General features: G+C 43.8%; 21 protein-coding genes and 1 tRNA gene. 11 read left to right on the top strand and 11 right to left on the bottom strand.

Going from position 1 to position 21,974, the window contains the following annotated elements:
- Positions 1-4: 4 nt before the first annotated feature.
- The 3 genes from glmM (at position 5) to D464_RS0108625 (ending at position 6,641) form a co-directional block, all read left to right on the top strand.
- Positions 5-1,396, top strand: a complete 1,392-nt coding sequence (gene glmM / locus D464_RS0108640) for a phosphoglucosamine mutase (protein ID WP_018911051.1) — start codon at positions 5-7, stop codon at positions 1,394-1,396.
- A gap of 607 nt (positions 1,397-2,003) precedes the next feature.
- Positions 2,004-5,078, top strand: a complete 3,075-nt coding sequence (locus D464_RS0108630; protein WP_026284671.1) for a SusC/RagA family TonB-linked outer membrane protein — start codon at positions 2,004-2,006, stop codon at positions 5,076-5,078.
- 12 nt (positions 5,079-5,090) lie between these two features.
- Positions 5,091-6,641, top strand: coding sequence for a RagB/SusD family nutrient uptake outer membrane protein (locus D464_RS0108625; protein ID WP_024985789.1), 1,551 nt, complete (start codon positions 5,091-5,093; stop codon positions 6,639-6,641).
- A gap of 249 nt (positions 6,642-6,890) precedes the next feature.
- On the opposite strand, the gene D464_RS0108620 is transcribed toward D464_RS0108625, so the two are convergent.
- The 5 genes from D464_RS0108620 to D464_RS0108600 all read right to left on the bottom strand — a co-directional run bounded on the left by D464_RS0108620 (position 6,891) and on the right by D464_RS0108600 (position 10,084).
- Positions 6,891-6,966, bottom strand: a tRNA-His gene (locus D464_RS0108620).
- 88 nt (positions 6,967-7,054) lie between these two features.
- Positions 7,055-7,438: a preprotein translocase subunit SecG gene (secG, locus tag D464_RS0108615; RefSeq protein ID WP_018911048.1), complete on the bottom strand. Its 384-nt coding sequence runs from the start codon at positions 7,436-7,438 to the stop codon at positions 7,055-7,057.
- 9 nt (positions 7,439-7,447) lie between these two features.
- On the bottom strand, positions 7,448-8,221 hold the full coding sequence (locus D464_RS0108610; RefSeq protein WP_018911047.1) for a hypothetical protein: 774 nt from the start codon (positions 8,219-8,221) through the stop codon (positions 7,448-7,450).
- Between the two features lie 50 nt (positions 8,222-8,271).
- Positions 8,272-8,781 carry an LPS assembly lipoprotein LptE gene (lptE, locus tag D464_RS0108605; RefSeq protein WP_051076966.1) on the bottom strand — a complete coding sequence of 170 codons (510 nt, stop codon included), beginning with the start codon at positions 8,779-8,781 and terminating at the stop codon, positions 8,272-8,274.
- A gap of 55 nt (positions 8,782-8,836) precedes the next feature.
- Positions 8,837-10,084: a sigma-54 interaction domain-containing protein gene (locus D464_RS0108600; RefSeq protein ID WP_018911045.1), complete on the bottom strand. Its 1,248-nt coding sequence runs from the start codon at positions 10,082-10,084 to the stop codon at positions 8,837-8,839.
- 586 nt (positions 10,085-10,670) lie between these two features.
- Here D464_RS0108600 and D464_RS0108595 point away from each other — a divergent pair.
- From D464_RS0108595 to D464_RS0108585, 3 genes are read left to right on the top strand one after another with little or no spacing between them, the layout of a single operon-like run.
- A complete protein-coding gene (locus D464_RS0108595; RefSeq protein WP_018911044.1) occupies positions 10,671-11,900 on the top strand; it encodes a site-specific integrase in 1,230 nt (409 codons plus the stop codon).
- A gap of 12 nt (positions 11,901-11,912) precedes the next feature.
- Positions 11,913-13,157 carry a site-specific integrase gene (locus D464_RS0108590; RefSeq protein WP_018911043.1) on the top strand — a complete coding sequence of 415 codons (1,245 nt, stop codon included), beginning with the start codon at positions 11,913-11,915 and terminating at the stop codon, positions 13,155-13,157.
- Positions 13,154-13,558, top strand: coding sequence for a hypothetical protein (locus D464_RS0108585; protein ID WP_018911042.1), 405 nt, complete (start codon positions 13,154-13,156; stop codon positions 13,556-13,558). Before D464_RS0108590 ends, D464_RS0108585 begins: the two co-directional genes overlap by 4 nt.
- Before the next feature lie 219 nt (positions 13,559-13,777).
- Here the strand turns inward: D464_RS0108585 and D464_RS0108580 are convergent, their stop codons facing one another.
- Genes D464_RS0108580 through D464_RS0108570 form a run of 3 tightly spaced genes read right to left on the bottom strand, consistent with a single transcriptional unit; the run spans position 13,778 to position 15,927 of the window.
- The gene (locus D464_RS0108580) at positions 13,778-14,680 is read right to left on the bottom strand and encodes a radical SAM mobile pair protein B (RefSeq protein ID WP_018911041.1); all 903 of its coding nucleotides are present in this window, start codon (positions 14,678-14,680) and stop codon (positions 13,778-13,780) included.
- A gap of 17 nt (positions 14,681-14,697) precedes the next feature.
- Complete coding sequence (locus D464_RS0108575; RefSeq protein ID WP_018911040.1) at positions 14,698-15,462, bottom strand: MBL fold metallo-hydrolase; 765 nt, start codon at positions 15,460-15,462, stop codon at positions 14,698-14,700.
- Positions 15,463-15,474: 12 nt separating this feature from the next.
- Positions 15,475-15,927 (bottom strand): cupin domain-containing protein, encoded by a 453-nt coding sequence (locus D464_RS0108570; RefSeq protein WP_018911039.1) that lies wholly within the window; start codon positions 15,925-15,927, stop codon positions 15,475-15,477.
- Positions 15,928-16,046: 119 nt separating this feature from the next.
- Between D464_RS0108570 and D464_RS0108565 the strand changes: the two genes are divergently transcribed.
- Positions 16,047-16,952, top strand: a complete 906-nt coding sequence (locus tag D464_RS0108565) for a helix-turn-helix domain-containing protein (protein WP_018911038.1) — start codon at positions 16,047-16,049, stop codon at positions 16,950-16,952.
- Between the two features lie 104 nt (positions 16,953-17,056).
- On the opposite strand, the gene D464_RS0108560 is transcribed toward D464_RS0108565, so the two are convergent.
- Genes D464_RS0108560 through D464_RS13660 form a run of 3 tightly spaced genes read right to left on the bottom strand, consistent with a single transcriptional unit; the run spans position 17,057 to position 17,800 of the window.
- A complete protein-coding gene (locus D464_RS0108560) occupies positions 17,057-17,362 on the bottom strand; it encodes a helix-turn-helix domain-containing protein (protein WP_018911037.1) in 306 nt (101 codons plus the stop codon).
- Positions 17,359-17,649, bottom strand: a complete 291-nt coding sequence (locus D464_RS0108555; protein WP_006949211.1) for a helix-turn-helix domain-containing protein — start codon at positions 17,647-17,649, stop codon at positions 17,359-17,361. The genes D464_RS0108560 and D464_RS0108555 overlap by 4 nt, the downstream gene beginning before the upstream one ends.
- A gap of 4 nt (positions 17,650-17,653) precedes the next feature.
- Positions 17,654-17,800, bottom strand: a complete 147-nt coding sequence (locus tag D464_RS13660) for a hypothetical protein (protein ID WP_154649594.1) — start codon at positions 17,798-17,800, stop codon at positions 17,654-17,656.
- Positions 17,801-18,126: 326 nt separating this feature from the next.
- Here D464_RS13660 and D464_RS0108550 point away from each other — a divergent pair, with 326 nt between their 5' ends.
- The 4 genes from D464_RS0108550 to D464_RS0108535 all read left to right on the top strand — a co-directional run bounded on the left by D464_RS0108550 (position 18,127) and on the right by D464_RS0108535 (position 21,962).
- Positions 18,127-19,563, top strand: coding sequence for a virulence-associated E family protein (locus D464_RS0108550; RefSeq protein WP_024985788.1), 1,437 nt, complete (start codon positions 18,127-18,129; stop codon positions 19,561-19,563).
- A 181-nt stretch (positions 19,564-19,744) separates the two neighbouring features.
- Positions 19,745-20,713 (top strand): toprim domain-containing protein, encoded by a 969-nt coding sequence (locus D464_RS0108545; RefSeq protein ID WP_018911035.1) that lies wholly within the window; start codon positions 19,745-19,747, stop codon positions 20,711-20,713.
- A gap of 4 nt (positions 20,714-20,717) precedes the next feature.
- Positions 20,718-21,179, top strand: coding sequence for a DUF3408 domain-containing protein (locus tag D464_RS0108540; protein WP_018911034.1), 462 nt, complete (start codon positions 20,718-20,720; stop codon positions 21,177-21,179).
- Positions 21,180-21,530: 351 nt separating this feature from the next.
- Positions 21,531-21,962, top strand: coding sequence for a plasmid mobilization protein (locus D464_RS0108535; RefSeq protein WP_004384745.1), 432 nt, complete (start codon positions 21,531-21,533; stop codon positions 21,960-21,962).
- Positions 21,963-21,974 lie beyond the last annotated feature (12 nt).

The following is a 21,974-nucleotide window of genomic DNA, read 5'->3' as shown; positions in this document are numbered from 1 at the left end:
AAGCATGACTCTTATTAAATCTATTTCCGGCATCCGTGGTACTATCGGAGGTCGTGCGGGGGATACTTTAAACCCGCTGGATATTGTTAAGTTCACATCAGCTTACGCTACTTTCATCGCTCGTAAGCACCCAGGAAAGAAGCTAAAGATTGTTGTTGGGCGTGATGCACGTATCTCTGGACCTATGGTTAAGAATGTTGTATGTGGCACGTTGATGGGTATTGGGGCAGATGTAATCAACATTGGGCTTGCTACAACGCCTACCACAGAGCTTGCCGTGCGTATGAGTGGTGCTGATGGCGGTATTATTATCACTGCTTCTCACAACCCTCGTCACTGGAATGCACTGAAACTTCTTAACGAGGAAGGGGAGTTCTTGACTGCTGCTGATGGTGCAGAGGTACTTGATATAGCTGCACGTGAAGACTTCGAATATGCTGATGTAGATGGAGTAGGGAGTTACACGGATGATAACTCATTTGATGAACGTCACATAGATGCGGTTATGAAGCTTGAATTGCTCGACCTTGAGGCAGTCAAGAAGCGTAAGTTCCGTGTGGTTGTAGACTCTATCAATTCTGTTGGTGGCGTCATCCTCCCTAAGTTGCTAGACCGTCTTGGCGTTGAATATAAGTTCCTTAATGGTGAACCAACAGGTGACTTCGCTCATAACCCAGAGCCTATTGAGAAGAATCTAACGGGTATTATGGACGAAGTAGCCAAAGGTAGCTATGATCTCGGTATCGTTGTTGACCCTGATGTGGATCGTTTAGCATTCATCCAAGAGGATGGTAAGATGTATGGAGAGGAGTACACGCTCGTCACAGTGGCTGACTTTATCCTCGACCATGTGAAGGGTAGTACCGTTAGCAACCTCTCTTCAACGCGTGCCCTACGTGATGTAACCGAGAAGCATGGCTGCAAGTATTATGCATCAGCAGTCGGTGAGGTTAACGTAACCACAAAGATGAAGGAAGTGGGAGCCGTTATCGGTGGTGAAGGTAATGGTGGCGTCATTTACCCAGAGAGCCATTATGGACGTGATGCACTCGTTGGTATAGCTTTATTCCTTAGCTCATTGGCACAAAAGGGAATGAAGGCAAGCGAGTTACGCAAGACTTTCCCAGCGTATTTCATAGCAAAGAATCGTATCGATCTCACGCCAGAGACCGATGTAGATGCAATCCTTGTTCGTGTAAAGGAGTTGTATGGTCAAGAGAAAGACGTACATGTTACGGACATTGATGGCGTGAAGCTCGACTTCCCAGACGCATGGGTTCATCTCCGCAAGTCAAACACTGAACCTATTATTCGTGTCTACAGCGAGGCTAACACGATAGAGGCTGCCGATGCATTAGGTAAGAAGCTCATGCAAGTAGTTTATGACATGCAGTAGTCTTCACCTTATATTATATAAGAGAGAGGATGCTTTAGAACTGTTCTAAGGCATCCTTTTTCTTTTGTAAAGCATCTCATTCTCGCCTTTTCTCCGAATGTTATAACCCCTCTCAACCTCCCCTAAAGCCTTCCCCGACCCCTCTAAAGGAGGGGAGTGTCTAACGGGAGTTAGTGAGGAGGGCGTTCCTTTGATTGGAAGAAGGCGTTTCTTCATGGTGAAGAAAGCCTTTCCTTATAGCGAGGAGAGGCTTTCCTTATAACAAGGAGATATTTTCCTTATTTTCATCCGCTATACTCCTTTAATTGGAGCGAGTACCACAAGTAGGGACAGACGCCCTCGTCTGTCCGCTAAATAGAATATTCATTATTAACTAATCAGGGGTAAGCGGGCGGACAGACGAGGGCGTCTGTCCCTACTAATTACGATTGTCTCCTATAGATGTATTGTTTATGTATATTCTTATAGAGAGCCTCGCTGCATAAAAAATATATGAGAAAATCTTCTAATTAGTTGCTTGGTACAGATTTATTGTCTATATTTGACGCGTGATACCAGTACATGCCTAAATCATAGAAGCTATATACTAATCTAACAATATGATCTTATGAGAAAAACAAAGAATGACCTCAAGTCTGCAAGGAGGGGCGAGAGACTATTCATGGCGAGCCTATTTGCTACATCGTGTTGCATGCTCCCAATGGTTGGTTTAGCGTCTCCGGCGGATAATGCTGTCATGGTTGTGCAGCAGAAGAGCAATGTAATTCATGGTATGGTGACGGACAATAACGGTGAAGCCATTATAGGAGCTTACATCGTGAAGAAGGGCGAACGCAGTGGAGCTGTCACCGATGTGGATGGTAAGTTTACGATGGATGCGACGGACGGAACCGAGTTAGTTGTGAGTTGTGTGGGTTTCCAGTCCAAGACCTTCGTAGTGAGAGCTGGCAAAACAGATTATTCCATCACCTTAGAAACAGACCATAAGGTGTTGGACGATGTTGTGGTTGTTGGCTATGGAACCCAAAAGAAGGTGAACTTGACGGGCTCTATTGCTACTGTATCAGCCGATAAGTTGGTGAATCGCACAGGTAGTGACGTGTCGAACATGTTGACAGGTCTCATGCCAGGTGTTACTATTATTCAGAACTCCAGTATGCCGGGTGCCGATCAAGGAATCCTCCGTGTGCGTGGATTAGGCACCATGGGCAACTCCAGTGCGATGGTGATAGTCGACGGAGTAGAGTCCAGTTTGAGTGCTGTAAACCCTAACGATATAGAGAATATATCGGTATTGAAGGATGCTGCAGCCTCTGCCATCTATGGCGTTCGAGCTGCTAATGGTGTTGTTCTCATTACAACGAAACATGGACAGAAGGGGCGTACAACCGTCACTTATGATGGCTATGTTGGTTGGCAACAAGCCACTCGTATGCCTAAGTATGTTGGTTCTTATGACTATGCGAAACTGATGAATCTTGCCTACAAGAACGATGGGCAAGCTGCACCTTACAGTGAGGCAGACCTACAGAAGTTCAAAGATGGTAGCGATCCCGACCGCTATCCTAACTCTGACTGGTTGGGTGCTTTGCTAAGTGAAAAGGGCTTCTTCCATAACCATCACGTAGGAATAAAGGGTGGAGGAGAGCGTGTTGTCTACTCTTTAGCGATGAACTATTACGATAAGAACGGCTTGATTTATAACACAAACTACAAGAAGTTTAATATCTTAACCAACCTTGATGCACAAATAAATAAGCGCGTGAAGCTGTCAACGAATCTCTCGCTCTATCGTAGTAAGCAAACCTCTCCTGCCGAAGGGGTGAGCAACTTGATGCATTATGCCTTTAGAGAGGCACCTACAACAGCCATCCAATATGCGAATGGGCACTATCCTCTCTTTAAGAATGAGCATAACTCGGTTGCTTCCGCTCGAATGGGTGGAACGAGCACAGACGTTGTGACGAGTGTTCAAGGTAATCTTGGATTGACGGTGGACATCGTAGATGGCTTGAAATTCCGTGGTATTGCTGCTTCTTCATTCAGCCTTTCTGACAATCCTGTACATAGTATGTCCATGCCATTCTATGGTATTAATGCGGGTGGAGAATCGTTGGTGAAGACCACACAAAGCTATATCTCAGAGTACGACATCAAGTATTTTGAGACGAACCTACAGGCTTATCTCGATTATAACAAGACTTTCGGGAAGCACAGCATTAGTGGTTTACTGGGCTTATCTCAAATTTATCAGCAAACACGTTACCTCTATGCAATGCGAAAGAACTTACCTAATTCACTCGATCAGTTGAGTGCTGGTGAAGTAAAAGGGCAGAGTACGGATGGCAATGAGGTTGAGTATGCACTGCGTTCAGCCTTTGGGCGTATTAATTATGTATATGCTGATAAGTATCTCTTTGAGGCTAATTTGCGTTATGATGGTACTTCACGCTTTCCAAAGAATAAGCGTTTCGGTGCATTCCCTTCGTTCTCTTTAGGTTGGAGAGTGTCTGAAGAAGCCTTCATGCAGTCTACTCGCTCATGGCTTAACAACCTGAAGTTGCGCCTCTCATGGGGATTGCTTGGCAATCAAGAGACCGTTAATTCTGATGGTTCTGTCAACTATTATCCTTACCAGAACACTTACAGTTACGGTTACGATTATAGTTACAACGACCAGTTACAGTCGGGTATCTCCATCTCATCACGTATGGCAAACCCTAATATCACATGGGAGAAGACAGCGCAGTGGAACTTCGGTATTGACGCTACTCTCTTTAGTAACAAGCTGAACTTCACGTTGGATGTGTTCCGTAAGGATACTCGCGATATCCTTTTGCAGCTCCCTGTTCCTGGTATCTTGGGTGTTGATCCTCCTATGCAGAATGCTGGTAAGGTGCGTAATACAGGTTTCGAACTTCAAACGAGTTACAATAATCATATCGGCGACTTCGTCTATTCTATAACAGGAAACTTCAGTTATGTGCATAATAAGATAGTCGACCTCAGTGGGGGTGATGTCCCCGGGCAGTCGGTAGGCGACCCTCTTTGGGCTTATTATGGCTATGTGTGTGATGGAATCTTCCGTTCTCAACAGGAGATAAACGACCATGTCAAGCAGTCAATGGGCGATCCAGTTCCAGGCGATTTGAAGTATCGTAATCTCAATAATGACGATAAGGTGGACAGTAACGACCGTAAGATTCTGGGCTCATACTTCCCTAAGATCAACTATGGCATTAATATCAACTTGCAGTATAAGGGCTTTGATTTGAGTGCAGTATTACAAGGTGCGGCCGACGTGAAAGGCTTACCAGTGCCCGAGATACGCTATGCCTTCTATAATGGCGGTAAGGTGACAAGCAAGTACCTAGATAGTTGGACGGAGGATAACCCTAATGCTTCGATGCCAAGACTGTCGATGACGGATAAGAAAAATAGGCTCATTTCGAGCTTCTGGGTACAGGATGCTTCTTACTTGAAGATGCGTAATATCCAGCTTGGATATACGCTTCCTGCAAAGCTAATGAGCAAGTATGGCGTTAGTAGGATGCGTATTTATGGTAGCATTGATAACCTCTTTACCATCTCTAGCTTCGATAGTGTTGACCCAGAACTAGTAAGTGGTAACTACTATCCATTGACTCGTAATTATACTATAGGTCTAAACATAACATTCTAAAAGATTACAATCATGAGAACAAAATATAGTATCGCTGCTTGTCTGTTTGCGCTGTCTTTCTTTACTTCTTGTAATGATAGTTTCTTGCAGCGTGACCCTAAAGACAAATATTCGGATGTCTCTTTCTGGAAGACTCCAGCAGAGGCTGAGAAGTTCGTGACGGGTATTAATCTTTATCTGGTTGCCCCCGAGAACCACACTATTATGACTGATTGTTATACAGATAACGCTGTGCCTGTACACGTGGGGGCAGAGCAAGGCTCGCTGTCAGCGGGTACAGCAGTATCATCGAATCCACACTTTCAACAGGTTTGGGATGCCGCTTATGGAGGGATACGCCGTTGTCTGGTGTTCTATCAGCATATAGATAAGGTGCCCATGTCTGATGCTGACAAGGCAAGACTTACAGGGGAAGTGCAGTTCCTAGAAGCCTTTTTCTATTCAACATTAATGAAGTTCATGGGAGGTGTGCCTATTCTCGATCGTCCACTGGCATTGAGAGAACCAATGCCAGAGCGCGCTTCAGAGGAAGCTACCTATAATTACATTGTTAGTTTGCTTGATAAGGCAGCCCTTGCATTGCCTGACATTCGTCAGAGTTACGACCATGGAAAACCTAGTGCGGGGGCTTGCTATGCGCTCAAAGCCCGCTTGGCGCTCTATGCGCACAAGTATGACGTGGCAGAACAAGCTGCTAAGAAGGTGATGGACATGGGTAAGTATGGGCTTTATAGCGATTATGCCAACCTCTTCCAACCTGTTGCAGAAGGCTGTAACGAGATTATCTTCGACCGAGAATACCTGTCGAATCCTAAGAACTCCAGCGAGGGAAGCATGATAGGACTATTCTTTGCACCTATTGTAATGGGTGGTTGGGAAGCCTTGTCGCCAACGCAAGACTTAGTGGATGCCTACCCTTGCACTGATGGTAAGTCTATTCAAGATTCACCACTCTATGACCCTAATCATCCGTTCGAGCACAGAGATCCCCGCTTAGCAGCCTCTATCCTATGGAATGGTTCGATGATTGCAGGACATGAGTACACGACGAACAGTATTGGTGATGGCAACCACACTCGCACGGGCTATTGCATGCGTAAATATATGAATCCAGAGAACGATGGTATCAATAATTACGACTGGACAAACTTCATTTATATTCGCTATGCAGAGGTACTCCTCACTTATGCAGAGGCACGTAACGAACAACTTGCTTCACCTGACAATCAAGTCTATGCTGCTGTGAATGCGATTCGTCAACGCCCTAGTGTGAATCTCCCAGTATTAGCTTCTGGTATGACCAAGGATGAGATGCGTGCGGCAATTAGGCTTGAGCGTCGCCTCGAGTTTGCGTTTGAAGGCATTCACTTGTTCGATACACGTAGCTATAAGACGACGGAGGCTGACGTGAAGAAACCCGTTTATGGTATGCGTCCTGACGGCACGAAGTTCCTTGTAGAACAGCGTAAGTTCAATCCTAATCGCGATTATCTGTGGGCTATCCCATTGACAGAAGTCGATTTATCAAAGGGTGTTCTAAAGCAGAATCCTAACTGGGATTAAACCCTTCTGACACCTCATAGAGAAAGCCGTGCTACGAGTAATGATTCGTAACACGGCTTTCTTTCATTATTACTCTTAGTGATGTCCTAATTTGAACATACGTATCAGCGTTCTGATACCTATGTTTTAATGATCCTAATACATATATGTCAGCGTTCTAACTCGCATGTATCATGTTTTGTAAAGATAACTATAGTAAGCAAACAAAACAAAGAGCGGGAGACTTCTAAATAAGTCTTCCGCTCTTAAGGGTGGAGGGTGGGACTCGAACCCACGACATTCAGAACCACAATCTGACGCTCTAACCAACTGAACTACATCCACCGTGTTGGCTATTTCTTTTTAGCGTGTGCAAAAGTACGGCTTTTATTTGAACTAACCAAATATTCCCCGTACTTTTTTAATATTATTCCTTATTTAGCAGGAGTAGCTGGAGCCTGTGGAGCGTTGCCCTGCCCACCTTGTGCTGGGGCTGCTTGCTTCTGCTGACTTGCACCAAAGTTAGGTAAGTTGTTAGGATTTGTTGCGTTATTGCCCGTTGCAGCTTTCTCTATAACACTCTCATCTGTGTTTGCTGTTGGAGCAACATATGCGCTTGCAATACTGATAACAACCATTGCAATTGCCAAACCCCATGTAGCTTTCTCTATGAAGTCAGTAGTCTTACGAACTCCCATGATGGCATTAGATGAAGAGAAGTTAGACGATAGACCACCTCCCTTTGACTCTTGAATCAAGACAACTCCTATCATCAAGAGGGCAGCAATCACAATAAGGATTACGAATAACGTGTACATTTTCTTGTCTTATTTATTATTGTTATTTATTATCAATTTCTCTAAGAAACGTATTTGGTCTGCAAAGTAACGATTTTTTTTCGGATATACCAAATTTAATCGCTTAATAATTTCCAGTGCTTTGGAATATCGACCCTGTTTGATATAAATGCGAGCTAAGGTTTCGGTGAAGTAACCAGTATCCTCTGTTTCAGCTGCTTCATCATCATCCTTATCCTCGGGTTCGTATTCTGTTTCCTCTTGTAGGGTAATTTTACCACCCTCGTTATTAATGAAATCATCAATTAGTTCTTGCCCTTTCAGCTGTGGAGTAGTATCTTGCTTCTGCTCGCTCTCGCTTTCAAGTAGGTAAGCTACGTAATCAACGGTAGCATCAGCGGGTGTCGGTTTCCTATGAGGTGTTGTTGCCTCTTCGCCATTATCTTCTGGAATTTGATCAAGGAAGGAGTCAATGAGTGAGCGAGTACGATCTTCTTCTGCTTGTTGTGTAGGTTGCTTGTCGTCTGTAATAGTTTTCTGATTAGTTTCTGCCTGCTTCTCTTGCGTTGCCAGTTGATAGTGAATACCCTCAACAAGGTTAAAGAGTATGCGGCAATCAGAGATATAGACAGCTGCCCGGCGCAATTCATCATCAAACGTAGGGTCGTGCATTAAGAAGAGATTCTGCAACAGAAGGATGCGTGCTGGCTGATAGTAAGGATATAGCGCAAGCAGACTCCTAAGACTGTATAAGGTCTCCTTGTTCAGTTTCTCCGGATGTTTAATGAGGTTGGCAATATCCATTGGTTGATGTGTGATAGACGATGATTATTAGTGAATAGCGTTCTTTCGGATTACCAGTTAGCAACTGTAGCGTTGAAGATCTGGTCAGTTAAATCCTTTATCATATCCGTAACCAACTTCTCTTGTACGGAGTTTAGACTTTGCGTAGTAGAGTAACTAGACGTAGCAGTAAACTGGCGTTCGAAATCTTCCTTATGGTTTGTATTATTCGTAAAGCGCACATTCACCGTTATCGAAAGTTCCGTCTGAGCCGAGTAACCCTCGCTAGACACACTCTTATTGCGTTGTTGGTACTGCGTTATCTCACCTTCGATCTTTAAGTCACCATTCCGCTTTACTTGTTGCAAACGTGTATGGTTAGCAAAGACGTCCTTCAGTTGATTGTTGAACATTGGTCCCATAGGTCCCCATACGTAAGCAGATCTGATAGGGAAGTCCACAATCTGAATCGTATGCACCTTATCATAATTGATACTTGCACCATTAAACTTATAGGAAACACTGCATGCTGCCAACAGAAGCACACAAGTAATTGCGAGCCCCCACTTGCCTAAGCGCATTGACTTAAATCTCTTTCTATTATTCATCTTATGTTAGAATCGCTCTGTGAAGTCCTTATTCTATAGAATCCTTCTCCAATCCATACTGCTTAATACGGCGATAGAGTGTGCGGTCACTGATACCGAGCTCTTGCGCAGCCTTCTTCCTGTTCCCATGATTGCGCTCTAATGCTTTCTCCACTAATTGCTTTCCGATATCGTTAAGATTGAGCGTCTCTGGCTCTGATATTTCCTCTGCTACCGCATCCTCTACTTGCTCTATTGGAGTACTAATCGTTTGTTTGTTAGGAGCTGATGGTAGGTTAGAGGTTGTCGTTGGTGCAGGTTGGAACCCACTTGCACCATTGAGTTGCCTACTCTCTTCTAACTGCTTCCGTACATTGTTAAGGTCACGACGCAAGTCACTCACATTACCCCTTAGCTCGTATAGAATCTTATACAATATCTCTCGTTCGCTCTCATAACTCGGCGAGCCGTTGCCGTTTGGAATAGTTGCCAACTGCGTACTATCCTGATCGCGGGGTATGAAGTGGAGCAAGGTCTCTGCATCAATCTCCCGCTTCTCACTCAGCACAGACATCTGTTCCGTAATGTTCTTCAACTGTCGAACATTGCCCGGCCACTTATATTGCAGCATTATTTGGCGTGCTTCCTCGGTTAGAGTAATCTTCGGAATACGATACTTCTCCGCCATTTGCATAGCGAACAGACGGAAGAGCAAGATAATATCTTCCCCACGTTCCCTAAGTGGTGGCATCTGAATAGGAATCGTATTTAAGCGGTAAAACAAGTCCTCTCTGAACTTACCTTCGCTGATAGCCTTACGCATGTTGACATTCGTTGCGGCAACAATGCGCACGTCTGTCTTACGAATCTCCTGTCCCCCCACACGTATATATTCTCCCGTCTCCAGCACACGCAACAGTCGTGCTTGTGTTGCGATAGGCAATTCGCCCACCTCATCGAGGAAGATCGTACCCTTATTAGCTATACCGAAATATCCCTCGCTCTCACCGATAGCACCTGTAAAAGAGCCTTTCTCGTGACCAAAGAGCTCGCTATCGATAGTTCCTTCAGGGATAGAACCACAGTTAATTGCGAAGTATTTCTCCCTTCTACGTGGTGAGTTATCGTGGATTACGCGTGGGATAATCTCCTTACCGACACCACTCTCACCGATAATTAATACAGACAAATCCGTAGGCGCAACTTGAAGTGCTACGTCTAAGGCGTGATTCAGTCCATCGCTGTTACCTACGATGTTATATCTCTGCTTGGTTTGTTGTAATTCTCTTGTATTCATTCGACTGACAAAATTACCTATTTAATTTGAATAAGCTGCAATATTGGCAGACTTTAACAACTCCTTTCAGTTGGCTTTTAGGCTTTACTAACTTGTATGAGGCACTCTATATAAGGATGAACGCCCAATAGATAGTTGCATTACTACGGCATTCTAAGTTAGAGTACTGTCTTATACAAGTTTGTATAATGAATTATACACGTTTGTATAATTGATTATACACGTCTGTATAATTGGTTATACACGTTTGTATAATTAGTTATACACACCTGTATAATTGATTGTACATACACGTAACTAATCAATGAAAAAGAAGAAATATCGAAATTGATGTAAACTAACTGATAATGAGGAGGAAATACACGAATTGGCATAATACTGCTCTATTTGTAAAGGGCAGAAACATGCAGATTTAGGCAGAAGTTCAGTTACCAGAGTGTTACCTTGTTTTGATGTTGGTAACGATGGAGAAGAAATAGGTAACTGAATTATTATCGTTCGTGTGGCTGTTGCTTCGGTCGGCAGTTTTCTGCATAAGTGAGGAACGCTTTAATTCGGGTAATTTTGCCCACAAATATTAAAGCGTATGAAAACAGAGAAAATGAAGGTGTTGCTCTACCTTAAAAAGAGCGGTATAGGCAAATCAGGTAAAGCCCCGATTATGGGGCGGATAACACTTGGAAGGAGTATTGCGCAGTTCAGTTGTAAACTTTCCTGCAACCCCGACTTGTGGAATTCACGTGAGAGCAGGATGGACGGCAAGAGCCGTGAGGCGGTGGAGATTAATGGGAGATTGGAGAATTTGTTGCTTTCCATTCAATCTGCCTATCAGTCTTTGATTGCCAAAGGACAGCCATTTGATGCAACTAATGTGAAAGAACGGTTTCAAGGCAGCGTACAGGCAAGATGTATGCTTATCGAGAGGCTGGATATGCTCATCAAGGAGAAAGAAAGCCATATCGGTATAGACATCAAGGAAGAGTCTGTGTCTGCCTATCATTCCACTCGGAAACGGTTGCAAGAGTTCATTCAGAAGAAATACCATGTTTCGGATTTAGCATTCTCGCAGTTGACAGAAAACTTTATCTATGAGTTGCAGGCGTTCTGTCTCGGTGAGCTTGGTCATCAGCAAAGCACATTTTTCAGAGTTGCGGCAGATTTGAAGACCGTCTGCAGGCTGGCTTATCGCGAGGGGTTGACTGATACGCTTCTGTTTGATAAGGCTCATATAGAACGCGGAGACAAGAAAACACCCAAAGCTCTTGACAAAGAGGCATTGGATAAACTCAAAGCACTCCGCTTTGATGAATTGGAAGAGGAAATGGAAACAGCTCGTGATGTATTTCTCTTCGCCTGTTATACCGGTGCAGCCTATTGTGATTTGATGGAGTTAAGCAAGAAGCATCTTGTCCGTGATGATAAGGGTAGCCTTTGGTTAAAGTTCAACCGACAGAAGACAGGTGTACTTTGCCGTATCAAGTTGTTGCCGGAAACTGTTCGGTTAATTGAGAAAATGCACAGCGATGAAAGGGAAACACTGCTGCCTTTCATCAAATATCCCACTTATCAGTCCTGTCTCAAAGCCTTGCGATTACGGGCAGGTATTTCTTTTCCATTTACATCGCATACTGCAAGGCACACCTTTGCCACGCTTATCACATTGGAGCAGGGCGTTCCTATTGAAACAGTCAGCAAGATGCTTGGACATACGAACGTAAGTATGACCGAACGTTATGCAAAGGTAACACCACAGAAACTCTTTGAGGAGTTTAACCGTTTCCTTTCTTTCACAGAAGATTTACGTTTAACCATTTAACCAAGATTTTTTATGAGAAGTACATTCAAGATATTGTTTTACATCAACAGACAGAAAATAAAGGCAGACGGCAAGACCGCCATTCTCTGCCGTATCACCATAGACGGAAAGAGCACCGCCATTACCACAGGCGAGGAATGCAAATCCTCCGAGTGGAACAGCAGGAAAGGACTGACAACCGATAAGAAGACTAATCAAAGAATCGGCGAGTTCAGAGAACTTGTAGAGAAGACCTATCAGGATATTCTGATAAATGACGGGGTGGTAAGTGTGGAACTGCTTAAAAACCGTTTGCAGGGAATAGCCACCATGCCGACAACGCTTCTTGCCATTAGTAAAGCCGAACTGCAATCCGTTAAAGAGTGCGTGGGCAAATCAAAAGCTGAGGGAACCTATCAGAATCTTCTTTATTCAGATAAGTTACTTACGGAGTTTGTAAAGGATAAGGGAATGACGGATATAGTCATAGCCACTATAACGGAAGACTTGTTTGAAGAATACCGTTTCTATCTGAAAAAGCGAGGTTTGGCAACAGCTACCATGAATCGTTACCTTTGCTGGTTGAGTAGGCTGATGTATCGTGTGGTCAGTCAAAGGCTCATTCGCTGTAATCCTTTTGAGAAAGCCAAGTATGAGAAAGCGGAACAGAAGATACGCTTTCTGCAAAAGAGCGATGTTGCCAAACTCATGGCATTGAGAGTAATTGATAAGGAAGCAGAACAAGCAAGACGGATGTTTATCTTCTCATGCTTTACGGGCTTGGCTATTGCTGATATGGAACATTTGCAATTTGGACACATTCAAACGGCAGCCGACGGACAGAAATATATCCGAAAAGAAAGGCAGAAGACAAAGGTGGAGTTTATTGTGCCCCTGCACCCGATAGCTGAGGTCATCATCAATCAATGTAAGGAAGAGCAACCCAGCATGAAAGAAATGCAGACGGTGAAAGACAAAGACAACAGCTTTATCTTCCGAACTAATTGCAGCCGTAGCGTAATGAGTGCAAAGCTAAGCATTGTGGGCAAGGCTTGCGGTATCAGAGAGCGGTTATCCTACCACATGGCAAGGCACACGTTCGGCACGATGAGTTTAAGTGCAGGGATACCTATCGAAAGCATTGCCAAGATGATGGGGCACGCCTCTATATCCAGTACTCAAATCTACGCACAGGTGACGGACAATAAGATTTCGGAGGACATGGACAGGTTGATAAGGAAACATCAGACAAAAGAAACGAAGGAGGAAACCGTATGAATGTCAATCACCATCAAACAAAAAGAGAGCGAAGCTATTTCGAGTGGGGCGATAATATGCAAATCACTCGCAAAGGCAAAGGCGAAATAGCAATGACAGAGAGTGAACTGGTGGATTTCTTTAGTGTAACATGGAGGAAGCTCAATTATCGTCTGCAACTTCTACTAAAAGTCTCTCCCCTGCAACCCGACGAAAGGGATACAGGGGAGCAGGAAGTCTACGTGAACGGACGGCTGCGAGGTTATGCCTTGCTTTATCCGCTTACTATCATCATCGCTTTGTCTTATCAATTGGACAGCATGGAAGCCCATTTGTTCAGAAAACACCTCTGTCGAGAGCTACAACGCCCTTTACCTGTAGTGGAGCAGATATACCTACACTGCAGTGACAGTATCAATTGATATACTTTTCTCTTTCACCGATATTATCCTACTACATTACTACAAGAAGGGATAATACAGTGAAAGAGAAAGGGTTGGTATTGTAGTCAGAAAGTAGGAATGGTTATTACTACCGTCTAACTACACACAACTATGTTTTTGAGGCCTTCAAGTATACCGAAAGCCTTATAAGTAGTTATTCTCCAAGTAGTCTATCAACAGTAGAGATACGCATCTGTTTTATTGCATAACATTCCTTTTACCCGTATTTCCTGACCCTCTGATTTCTTCGTGATAAAGATAATTCACTATCGAGGGATGTCCTTTGGGACTTCGTTCGTAAGGCAATTCATTATCCACATACTTACATTGAGCCTCCTGCGCCATTTTCGCAGCCTCTTGCTCCAATTGCTTCCAATATGTTCGGTCTTTATGCAAATAGATTTCTTCATAAAGTGGGAACAAATGGGGATAGTATGATTTGATATAACCCATAATGTTGGCCTTAAAACCACCCCGCAGATTGAGGTTCTCAAGCCAAAAGAGGTCGCAAATATCTTTCACTTCATGAAAAATAGCTTTGAAATTGGTGATGCCAGGGAAGATGGGCGACACAAAACAAATGGTTCGGATGCCCGCCTCGTAGACCTTTCGCATGGCTGCGATGCGCCGCTCTATGCTCACAGCCTTGTCCATGTCGGCACGAAATGTCTCATCAAGCGTGTTGACTGACCACGATACGGTGACTTTCTTCATTTGCCGGAGCAGGTCAAGGTCGCGCAACACGAGGTCGCTCTTTGTACAAATGAGTATTTCTGCATCGCTGTCTTTGAGCTCTTCAAGCAGTTTACGTGTCCTGCGGAACGTTGCTTCTTCGGGATTATACCCATCGGTCACTGATCCAATAACCACGCGTTGTCCGGCATATTTCTTCGGATTCTTGATTGCAGGCCAATGCTTCACGTCTAAGAAAGCGCCCCATTCTTCTTTATGTCCTGTGAAGCGCTTCATGAATGAGGCGTAACAATACTTGCAAGCATGGGTGCACCCCACGTATGGATTCACCGAATAGCCACCAACAGGGAGGTTGGACTTGGTCATGATGCCACGCACCTCTTTCGTTCCAATGAGTGTTTTTGCCATATATCTTCCTTTATTCTTTATAAATCCTCTACCGTTTCACCGTCTTCAGGAATAAAGACGCGGTCTAAAATTCCTGCCACTTCCGCACGCTTTCTCACCATTTCACGCGTCACGCTATTATGGTTCACGCCTTCAAGATGCGTCACAAATAACTTTGCATCAGGTGCAGCTGCAGCAACTTTTACCACATCTTCATCGTTCATAATAACGCGTCCACCCAAGCGAAAGCCATTGCCACCTGCATTAAGGGTGATAACCTCGGGGCGAAAACGCTTCAAATTACGCTTCACACCAGCATACCAGATAGTATCTCCGGCGTGATAGAGCGTCTTTTCTTGTGGATGAGTGAATACATAACCCGCTGTATGTCCAGCAGGATACTTCATGATGAAATTACCATGCTGGCTTTCGGCCTTTTGTATGCTCACTTCCCCAATCCTTGTATTGTCACCGACAACTTCCACACGATTAAATCCATGCGACATTACCACCTGCCGATCGTTTTCGTCTTGCACAAAAAATCGCATATCTTTAGGTATAATTTCATAAGCCGCCTCATCGATATGGTCATCGTGCAAATGGGTAAGCAACACCGCATCTACACCTTTTAGCATCTCTTCTACAGGAAAAGGTAGTTCATGAAGTGGGTTGCGCAGGTGTTGATTTCTACTAAAGGGGAAAGGAGGCATGCAACCTTTCTTTCCCAACATGGGGTCGATTAGAATTTTCTTTCCCCCATATTCAACGATTATCGTTGCGTTTCTTACTTGTTGGATATTCATTGTTTATTAAAATTAAAGTTTAACATTGGCTTCCAGCATAATACCATCCTTCAGAGGTTCATCATCATCAGAGAACGAATTTGCCTTATATTGTACGCAAAGCACGAGCATTTCGCTGCTGCCTGTGTTCTTGAAAGCACGTTTGCCATTGGGCGCAATTCTCACGATGCTTCCTTCTGAAACAGGAAATCGTTTGCCGTCTACATCGAAAATTCCGTCACCTTTAAGAATGAAATAAAGCTCTTCATGGGTTTTATGGGTATGGCGTGTGCCATAATCCTGCCCAGCTGCAAGACTTTGGAAAGACAATTCTGCGCCTGTTGCTTGTAGTGCATGTCCAGCAAACATCTTTCCTGGGATAGAGAAATTGCCCATAGCCAACTCATATTCCTTAATTTCATTCAACTTACCTACGTTCACCGTGGTGAAGTTCTCACCTTTTTCTACATTTTTAATTTCTTTCATAATGCTATTTGTTTTGATTACGAGTGCAAAGGTAGTGCATAAAACAAAGACACATTCTACCATTAATAATATATGCTCTACCATTTTGATAAGCCGTTAATTATTCGTACATTTGTTGCATGAAATTAGAGAATCAGCCCCAAGAACTTACACAAGTTCCTTTCTGCAAAACGGAATGTGGTGTAGACTTCAACATCAATACCGATACGCACGAGCGTTTGCGGGGCGTATTGATGGAGTATCCGTCTTTCAAAACCAACTTCTTCGAGTTGTTTTTCTTCAGGAAAGCATCCGGGTGGCTACGTTATGGCTTTCAACATATCGCGTTGAAAGACAATACGGTGCTGATACTTTCGCCGCACATCCATCAGGAGTGGCACATTGATGAAAGCCAAACGGATTATCGTTTCCTTATTTTCCGTGATGATTTTCTTTCAACCTATCTTGCCGATCCTTTCTTTACTTATCGTTTGCTTTATTGCTACCAAACAGATTTCCCACCCTATCTGTCGGCTACAGCTATGGAACAACAAGAATACGAGCGTTTGCTTGTGCGGATAAAAGAAGAACTCAACCATCCTCTTGCCGACAGCTATCACATCATCGTATCCTTGCTTCATTATCTGCTCATGACCCTTAATCGTAGGTATTCTGCTCAATACCATCTGCCTTTTGATGCCCCCAAGAACCACCATGCCTTTGAGTTCAAACAACTCTTAGAGAAGCATATTCGCCAATACCAGCAAGTGGCCGACTATGCAGCCATGCTGAACATCAGCCGCATCACATTGAATGCTTCTGTACAGGCACAATATGGGCAAACGGCCGTACATCTGCTGAAACAACGTCTGCTTACAGAAATCAAGAATGAAATACTATTCACTGACAAAACTACCAGTGAATTGGCATACAAATTCAATTTCTCGGAGCCGGGACATTTAATGCGTTTCTTCAAAAAACAAACAGGACAGACCGTTACGGAGTTTAAAGAAGAATATAAAGGACAAAAGTTTACCGCAGAATAGAAAAATGATTAAACGAAGAACTTACCAATAAACGAACGGCACTTGAAACAGATATATCTCTGCTCAAGTGCCGTTATCCATTCACCAATATACGCTTATTGCCTTTATCCTGTCTGACTACCCTGATAATTCTCCTCCAGCATCTTCTCCAAGTCCGAAGCCTTGTAGAGTATCTTTCCTGCAAACTGCGTGTAGGGAATAATCTTCCTGTCTCGGTAGTCCTGCAAGGTACGGGGACTGATATACAGTCGCTCGCACACTTCCTTGCCCGTTAGGAAAAGTTCGCCTGCAAAGAGTGGCTTGTGTGTATCCGCCACTTCTACTATTCGTTTACCTACACCTCTCAACGCTGAGACGACCAACTGCATCTCGTCCGACTCCATGTTCAAGTCTCTTGCTGTTTCCATCATATCTGTCTGTTTTTAGGTTTGTTCGATTTCGTAAGAAGCAATGTTTCCACATCTTCACGCTTGTAATAGCACTTGTGCCCGATTTGCGTAAACGGCAGCACACCCGTATCACGATAATGCTGCAAGGTGCGCTTGCTGATGTTCAGCAGCCGGCACACATCGCCGTTGTGCAGCCAGTCCGTATGCTTGCTTTTCTCTCCGAATGCCTTGTGGCAACTCTCGGCAAGGCTCAAGATTTCATCTCGAAGCTTTGTCCAATTGGTTTCTGTAATGATGTAATAGTTCATAATTTTATATTGTTATTGTTTGTTGTTTCAAATCTTTCCAGTTTTCATCGGCAAAGATAATGGCGTGCGTACACCTCTCAAAGCCGTGGGGAACAGCAGGGAAGTATCGGGAACTATCAGGAAAAGAGCAATCCGTTTCATCGGTTCGCATTTGCGTTTTCCTGCCCCGTCTTTTTTCTTTTATTGCAAAGACAATCCAAGCGAGTGCAGAGGAAAGTTCACTTATCCTTTGCCGAGCGCAGCTTGTCTTATGCAAAATTAATATCGGGCATTTCTTATTCCATCACTTTTCATTCAAGTGGCAGCTTGTGGCACTATGACAAGGACAAAAGAGACAGATTGATACTTTTGCCACTATACAAATAAGGCTAATAAGACAATCAAAGCAAAAGAGTGCATCTGAGAGCAAACAACGACATCCGTATTTCTGCTAACCTATCTTTCCTGTCATCCATTTTTTGCTTAATGAGGCTATAAATACCCTTCTTGACAGCCTGTTCTCCTAAGAATTTTGCAGCGGACGAGCGCAACATTATGCAAGAAGGTTCTGAATGCTTGGGAGTTACGCATTCTCACCCTAACTTCACTCTTGGAAACCAATTCAAGGGAATAATGAAAAAGAACGCAGATGCAGGCAATATAGGCAGCAGGAGAAATCCTCATCGCAGGGGTAGTTCCTCCAAGAATGCAGAGATAGAAAACTACCTCTCCACACACTACGAGTTTAGATACAATACAGTATTGGGTAGAACCGAATACCGAAGTAGGAACAGCGGCATATTTACAAAAGTCGGTCGTTATGAAATCAATACGCTCCGCAGGGAACTTGATTGCGATGAAGGCATCGTAACTTCTTCCGATAATCTCTACTCTATCTTCGAGAGCAGTTTTTCTCCGCGCATCAATCCTGTGCAGGAGTATTTAAAAGGGTTGCCATTGATAGATATAGGCGATAGCAGTAGCTGTGATGATGCCGGTTGCAGGGATAGTAATGTGTCTTCTTTTTCACCGAAAGCGATTCCCAATTTGGCAAGCTGCGTGGTTGTCCGTAATTCTAACAAATGGTTGCCGTATCTTACCAAATGGCTTGTGGCGGTCGTCGCCAATGCGATGGACGACCGTGAGTGTCGTAACCATACCTGCCTTGTACTGACAGGTGAGCAGGGTAAGTTCAAGACAACGTTTCTCGATTTGCTCTGTCCCCCAGCACTGCACGGTTACAGTTACACAGGAAAAATATATCCGCAGGAAAAGGACACACTTACCTATATCGGTCAGAACCTTATCGTAAACATAGATGACCAGCTCAAAGCCCTCAATAAGTGGGACGAGAACGAACTGAAGAACCTTATCACCTGTCCGATGGTCAAGTACCGTATGCCGTATGATAAGTATGTAGAGGAGCATCCCCACTTGGCAAGCTTTGTGGCATCGGTGAACGGCAACGATTTTCTTACCGACCCGACAGGCAGCAGAAGGTTTCTGCCCTTTGAAGCTCTATCCATAGACATAGAGAAAGCCAAGCGTATTTCAATGGACAATGTCTATGCTGAAGCCAAAACCCTATTAAAGTCAGGTTTCCGCTATTGGTTTGATGATGAAGAGATTGCCGAACTATACAGAGAGAGTGAGGACTTTCAGGTACAAACCGCTGAGATGGAACTTTTGCTGCGTTGCTTTGAAAAGCCAACGGAGGATGAAAACTATTCGTTAATGACTACTACGGAGATACTCACCTATTTGGGTATTTATACTCACCAACCACTTGTTGCCAAGCGTATGGGCGAAGCCTTGAAGAAAGCAGGATACATAAAGGTGAGCAAACGAAGAAACGGTGGTAGCCCCATATATGTCTACAAGATTAGGAAAATCTTGCCATGCCCGCTCCTTCAAACTTGTAGTAGCCAAATGTAGTAGAATGTGTAGTATCGTTCTATACTACCCAGCATTACTGATTATCAATCACTTATCACAGAATAGTATGTAGTAAGAAGAAAGATGAAAAAGTTTGGAGGGGAAAAACTTTGGAAACGGTAAAACCATAAAACAGACAAGCATAAATAATTATCATTCAACCCATTAAATTATCAAAACAATGAAAGAAGAAGATTTATCAGCTATCAAGCGATATTCCATCGTGGAATATCTCGAAAGGAAAGGTATCAAGCCTGCCCGCAAAACACCGACCTATGCTGTGTATCGCTCACCATTGAGGGAAGAAGTGCATCCGAGTTTCAAGGTGGACAGGGAAAAGAACCTTTGGATAGACTATGCCGAAAGCAGAGGCGGAAGCATCATCGACCTTTGTATGCGTTTGGAAGGCTGCACGCTCTCGGAAGCCATCTGCCGTTTGGGACAGAACGCTTTAGAGCATACAGCGTACAGCTTCAATTCTCCAAAGAGAGAAACACCCATCAGTTCAAATCAAAGAGAGCATGTAACGGCAAGCGGAACAAGGAGACTGATATACCTATCAGACACCTTGCCGCCGCATTTGCAGGAGTACCTCAAAAAGGAACGCTGCATTGATTTGGAAAAGGCAACACCCTTTCTTAAATGTATCAGTTACGAGATAAGGGGAAGAAGATATGAAGCTATCGGCTTTGCCAATTCTTCGGATGGCTATGAGCTTCGTGATGATAAGACTTTCAAGGGAACGATTGCTCCTAAAGACATCACCCCTATATTTGAGGACAAGGCACAACCTGTCTGTTTGTTCGAGGGATTTATGGACTTTCTCTCTTTTCTTTCAATGAAAGGGGAAGTAACCAACCAATGCCTTGTGATGAATTCCGTGAGTAATGTTGTAAGAAGTATTCACTACCTGAATAAAAGAAATATAACCTCTGTTCGTGCTTTTCTTGATAATGACGATGCAGGGCGAAAAGCTGTGCAGGAATTTGTAAACGCAGGTTTTAAGGTAGAAGATATGACCGTATATTATAGAGACTTCAAAGACCTTAACGAATATCACGTCAGCCGTGTTCGTGAGCCACAGAAAAAGTTGGAAAAAACTCCCAATACAAGCAACAAGATAAAACAAGTCAAACTTAAAATAAGATAGAGGTATGGATAAGAAAACAGTCAGCAAAGAGGAAATGGAAAATACCATCAGGAAATCTTTCAGTATGAACCAAGCTGAAAGTTCAAGTGAACAAACCGTAGCTGAATTTCGGGCAAAGGGAATGAACAATATTCAAGAGCAAAAACAACAAGAAACAGGACATGCCATAGAGCATGCCACGCCATCCGAGCCTGTACTGCATACAGAGCATGCAACTATTCAACGACGCATCAGTGCCAAGATGAGAAAAGAGACACTTGACGCATACAGGCAGGCGTTCCTTGTTCCAACAAAGCTAAGTGAGAGAAAGGCGGTCTATCTGAGCAGGGAAACACAGGAACGTGCGGACTTCATTGTCCGTAGATTGGGAGATAAAGGAGCCAATGTCTCGAGCTTCATCGAAAACCTTGTGCGTATCCATTTGGAGGAATACGGTGAGGATATAGAAAAATGGAGGAAGCTGTAAACAACAGAAAAACGGTCAAGGACTATCGAGTAAAAGGATGTCCCTTTCACTCAAAATCCTCAACCGTTTTAGGGTAGTACCAACAATAGATTTTTACTGAACACATTGAACGGTGGGAATGCCACGAACACAGTTAATCTTCTGAATGCATAGCATTCATTTTTGGACGACAAAACGCTTTATGCGTAAACGTTTCGTTAGCTGACATTGCAAGACGTCAGTTTGTACCTACAAACTGCGCTTGCTCCCCTTGTCAGACTGTCGGGGAGATTAGACCGTAATCACTCCGTTCTCATCGGTCAGCGTTCGGAAATTAAGCAAGATTGAAAACAAAGAAAAGAGGACTTTTATATGAACAGATATGATAGCAGAACTGCCAAATGGCAGCAACGAGGTAAAGAAGAAGCGAGGATGAACAAGACGGAGTTCATCAAGGTAAGATGCACCTTAGAGGAAAAGCAGCGCATCAAGTCAAAGGCGGAAAGCACAAGACGGAAGTTCTCAGACTACTGCCGTGAAATACTCCTTAATGGAGAAGTGGTTGCCATTCCTAAGATGACGGACAATGAGAGAGAAGCCATTGCCATTCTCCAGCATACGGGCAGGTTCTATGGGCAGATTTCCAACCTTATTAAAGTCAAGGATGAGAGATGGGTACATATCACACAGAACCTTTCGCTATGTGCCAAAGAAGCATTTAAGCGATTTTACGACCCGCATTTTCGTGTGGACGACGAAATATATAAGGTCTTAAATATGTCAAGAGATGATAGGAAAATGTAAGGCGATAGCGCA

This window comes from Prevotella veroralis DSM 19559 = JCM 6290, assembly GCF_000377625.1.
Lineage (GTDB): Bacteria > Bacteroidota > Bacteroidia > Bacteroidales > Bacteroidaceae > Prevotella > Prevotella veroralis.
Note: the sequence above shows the minus strand (reverse complement) of the source record. Positions and strands in the feature narration are given on the sequence as shown.

What these genes read in the sequence shown, in the direction of transcription:
- glmM (WP_018911051.1), top strand. Translation starts at nt 5, where the DNA reads ATGACTCTTATTAAATCTATTTCCGGCATCCGTGGTACTATCGGAGGT.
- D464_RS0108630 (WP_026284671.1), top strand. Translation starts at nt 2,004, where the DNA reads ATGAGAAAAACAAAGAATGACCTCAAGTCTGCAAGGAGGGGCGAGAGA.
- D464_RS0108625 (WP_024985789.1), top strand. Translation starts at nt 5,091, where the DNA reads ATGAGAACAAAATATAGTATCGCTGCTTGTCTGTTTGCGCTGTCTTTC.
- secG (WP_018911048.1), bottom strand. Translation starts at nt 7,438, where the DNA reads ATGTACACGTTATTCGTAATCCTTATTGTGATTGCTGCCCTCTTGATG.
- D464_RS0108610 (WP_018911047.1), bottom strand. Translation starts at nt 8,221, where the DNA reads ATGGATATTGCCAACCTCATTAAACATCCGGAGAAACTGAACAAGGAG.
- lptE (WP_051076966.1), bottom strand. Translation starts at nt 8,781, where the DNA reads ATGCGCTTAGGCAAGTGGGGGCTCGCAATTACTTGTGTGCTTCTGTTG.
- D464_RS0108600 (WP_018911045.1), bottom strand. Translation starts at nt 10,084, where the DNA reads ATGAATACAAGAGAATTACAACAAACCAAGCAGAGATATAACATCGTA.
- D464_RS0108595 (WP_018911044.1), top strand. Translation starts at nt 10,671, where the DNA reads ATGAAAACAGAGAAAATGAAGGTGTTGCTCTACCTTAAAAAGAGCGGT.
- D464_RS0108590 (WP_018911043.1), top strand. Translation starts at nt 11,913, where the DNA reads ATGAGAAGTACATTCAAGATATTGTTTTACATCAACAGACAGAAAATA.
- D464_RS0108585 (WP_018911042.1), top strand. Translation starts at nt 13,154, where the DNA reads ATGAATGTCAATCACCATCAAACAAAAAGAGAGCGAAGCTATTTCGAG.
- D464_RS0108580 (WP_018911041.1), bottom strand. Translation starts at nt 14,680, where the DNA reads ATGGCAAAAACACTCATTGGAACGAAAGAGGTGCGTGGCATCATGACC.
- D464_RS0108575 (WP_018911040.1), bottom strand. Translation starts at nt 15,462, where the DNA reads ATGAATATCCAACAAGTAAGAAACGCAACGATAATCGTTGAATATGGG.
- D464_RS0108570 (WP_018911039.1), bottom strand. Translation starts at nt 15,927, where the DNA reads ATGAAAGAAATTAAAAATGTAGAAAAAGGTGAGAACTTCACCACGGTG.
- D464_RS0108565 (WP_018911038.1), top strand. Translation starts at nt 16,047, where the DNA reads ATGAAATTAGAGAATCAGCCCCAAGAACTTACACAAGTTCCTTTCTGC.
- D464_RS0108560 (WP_018911037.1), bottom strand. Translation starts at nt 17,362, where the DNA reads ATGATGGAAACAGCAAGAGACTTGAACATGGAGTCGGACGAGATGCAG.
- D464_RS0108555 (WP_006949211.1), bottom strand. Translation starts at nt 17,649, where the DNA reads ATGAACTATTACATCATTACAGAAACCAATTGGACAAAGCTTCGAGAT.
- D464_RS13660 (WP_154649594.1), bottom strand. Translation starts at nt 17,800, where the DNA reads ATGCGAACCGATGAAACGGATTGCTCTTTTCCTGATAGTTCCCGATAC.
- D464_RS0108545 (WP_018911035.1), top strand. Translation starts at nt 19,745, where the DNA reads ATGAAAGAAGAAGATTTATCAGCTATCAAGCGATATTCCATCGTGGAA.
- D464_RS0108540 (WP_018911034.1), top strand. Translation starts at nt 20,718, where the DNA reads ATGGATAAGAAAACAGTCAGCAAAGAGGAAATGGAAAATACCATCAGG.
- D464_RS0108535 (WP_004384745.1), top strand. Translation starts at nt 21,531, where the DNA reads ATGAACAGATATGATAGCAGAACTGCCAAATGGCAGCAACGAGGTAAA.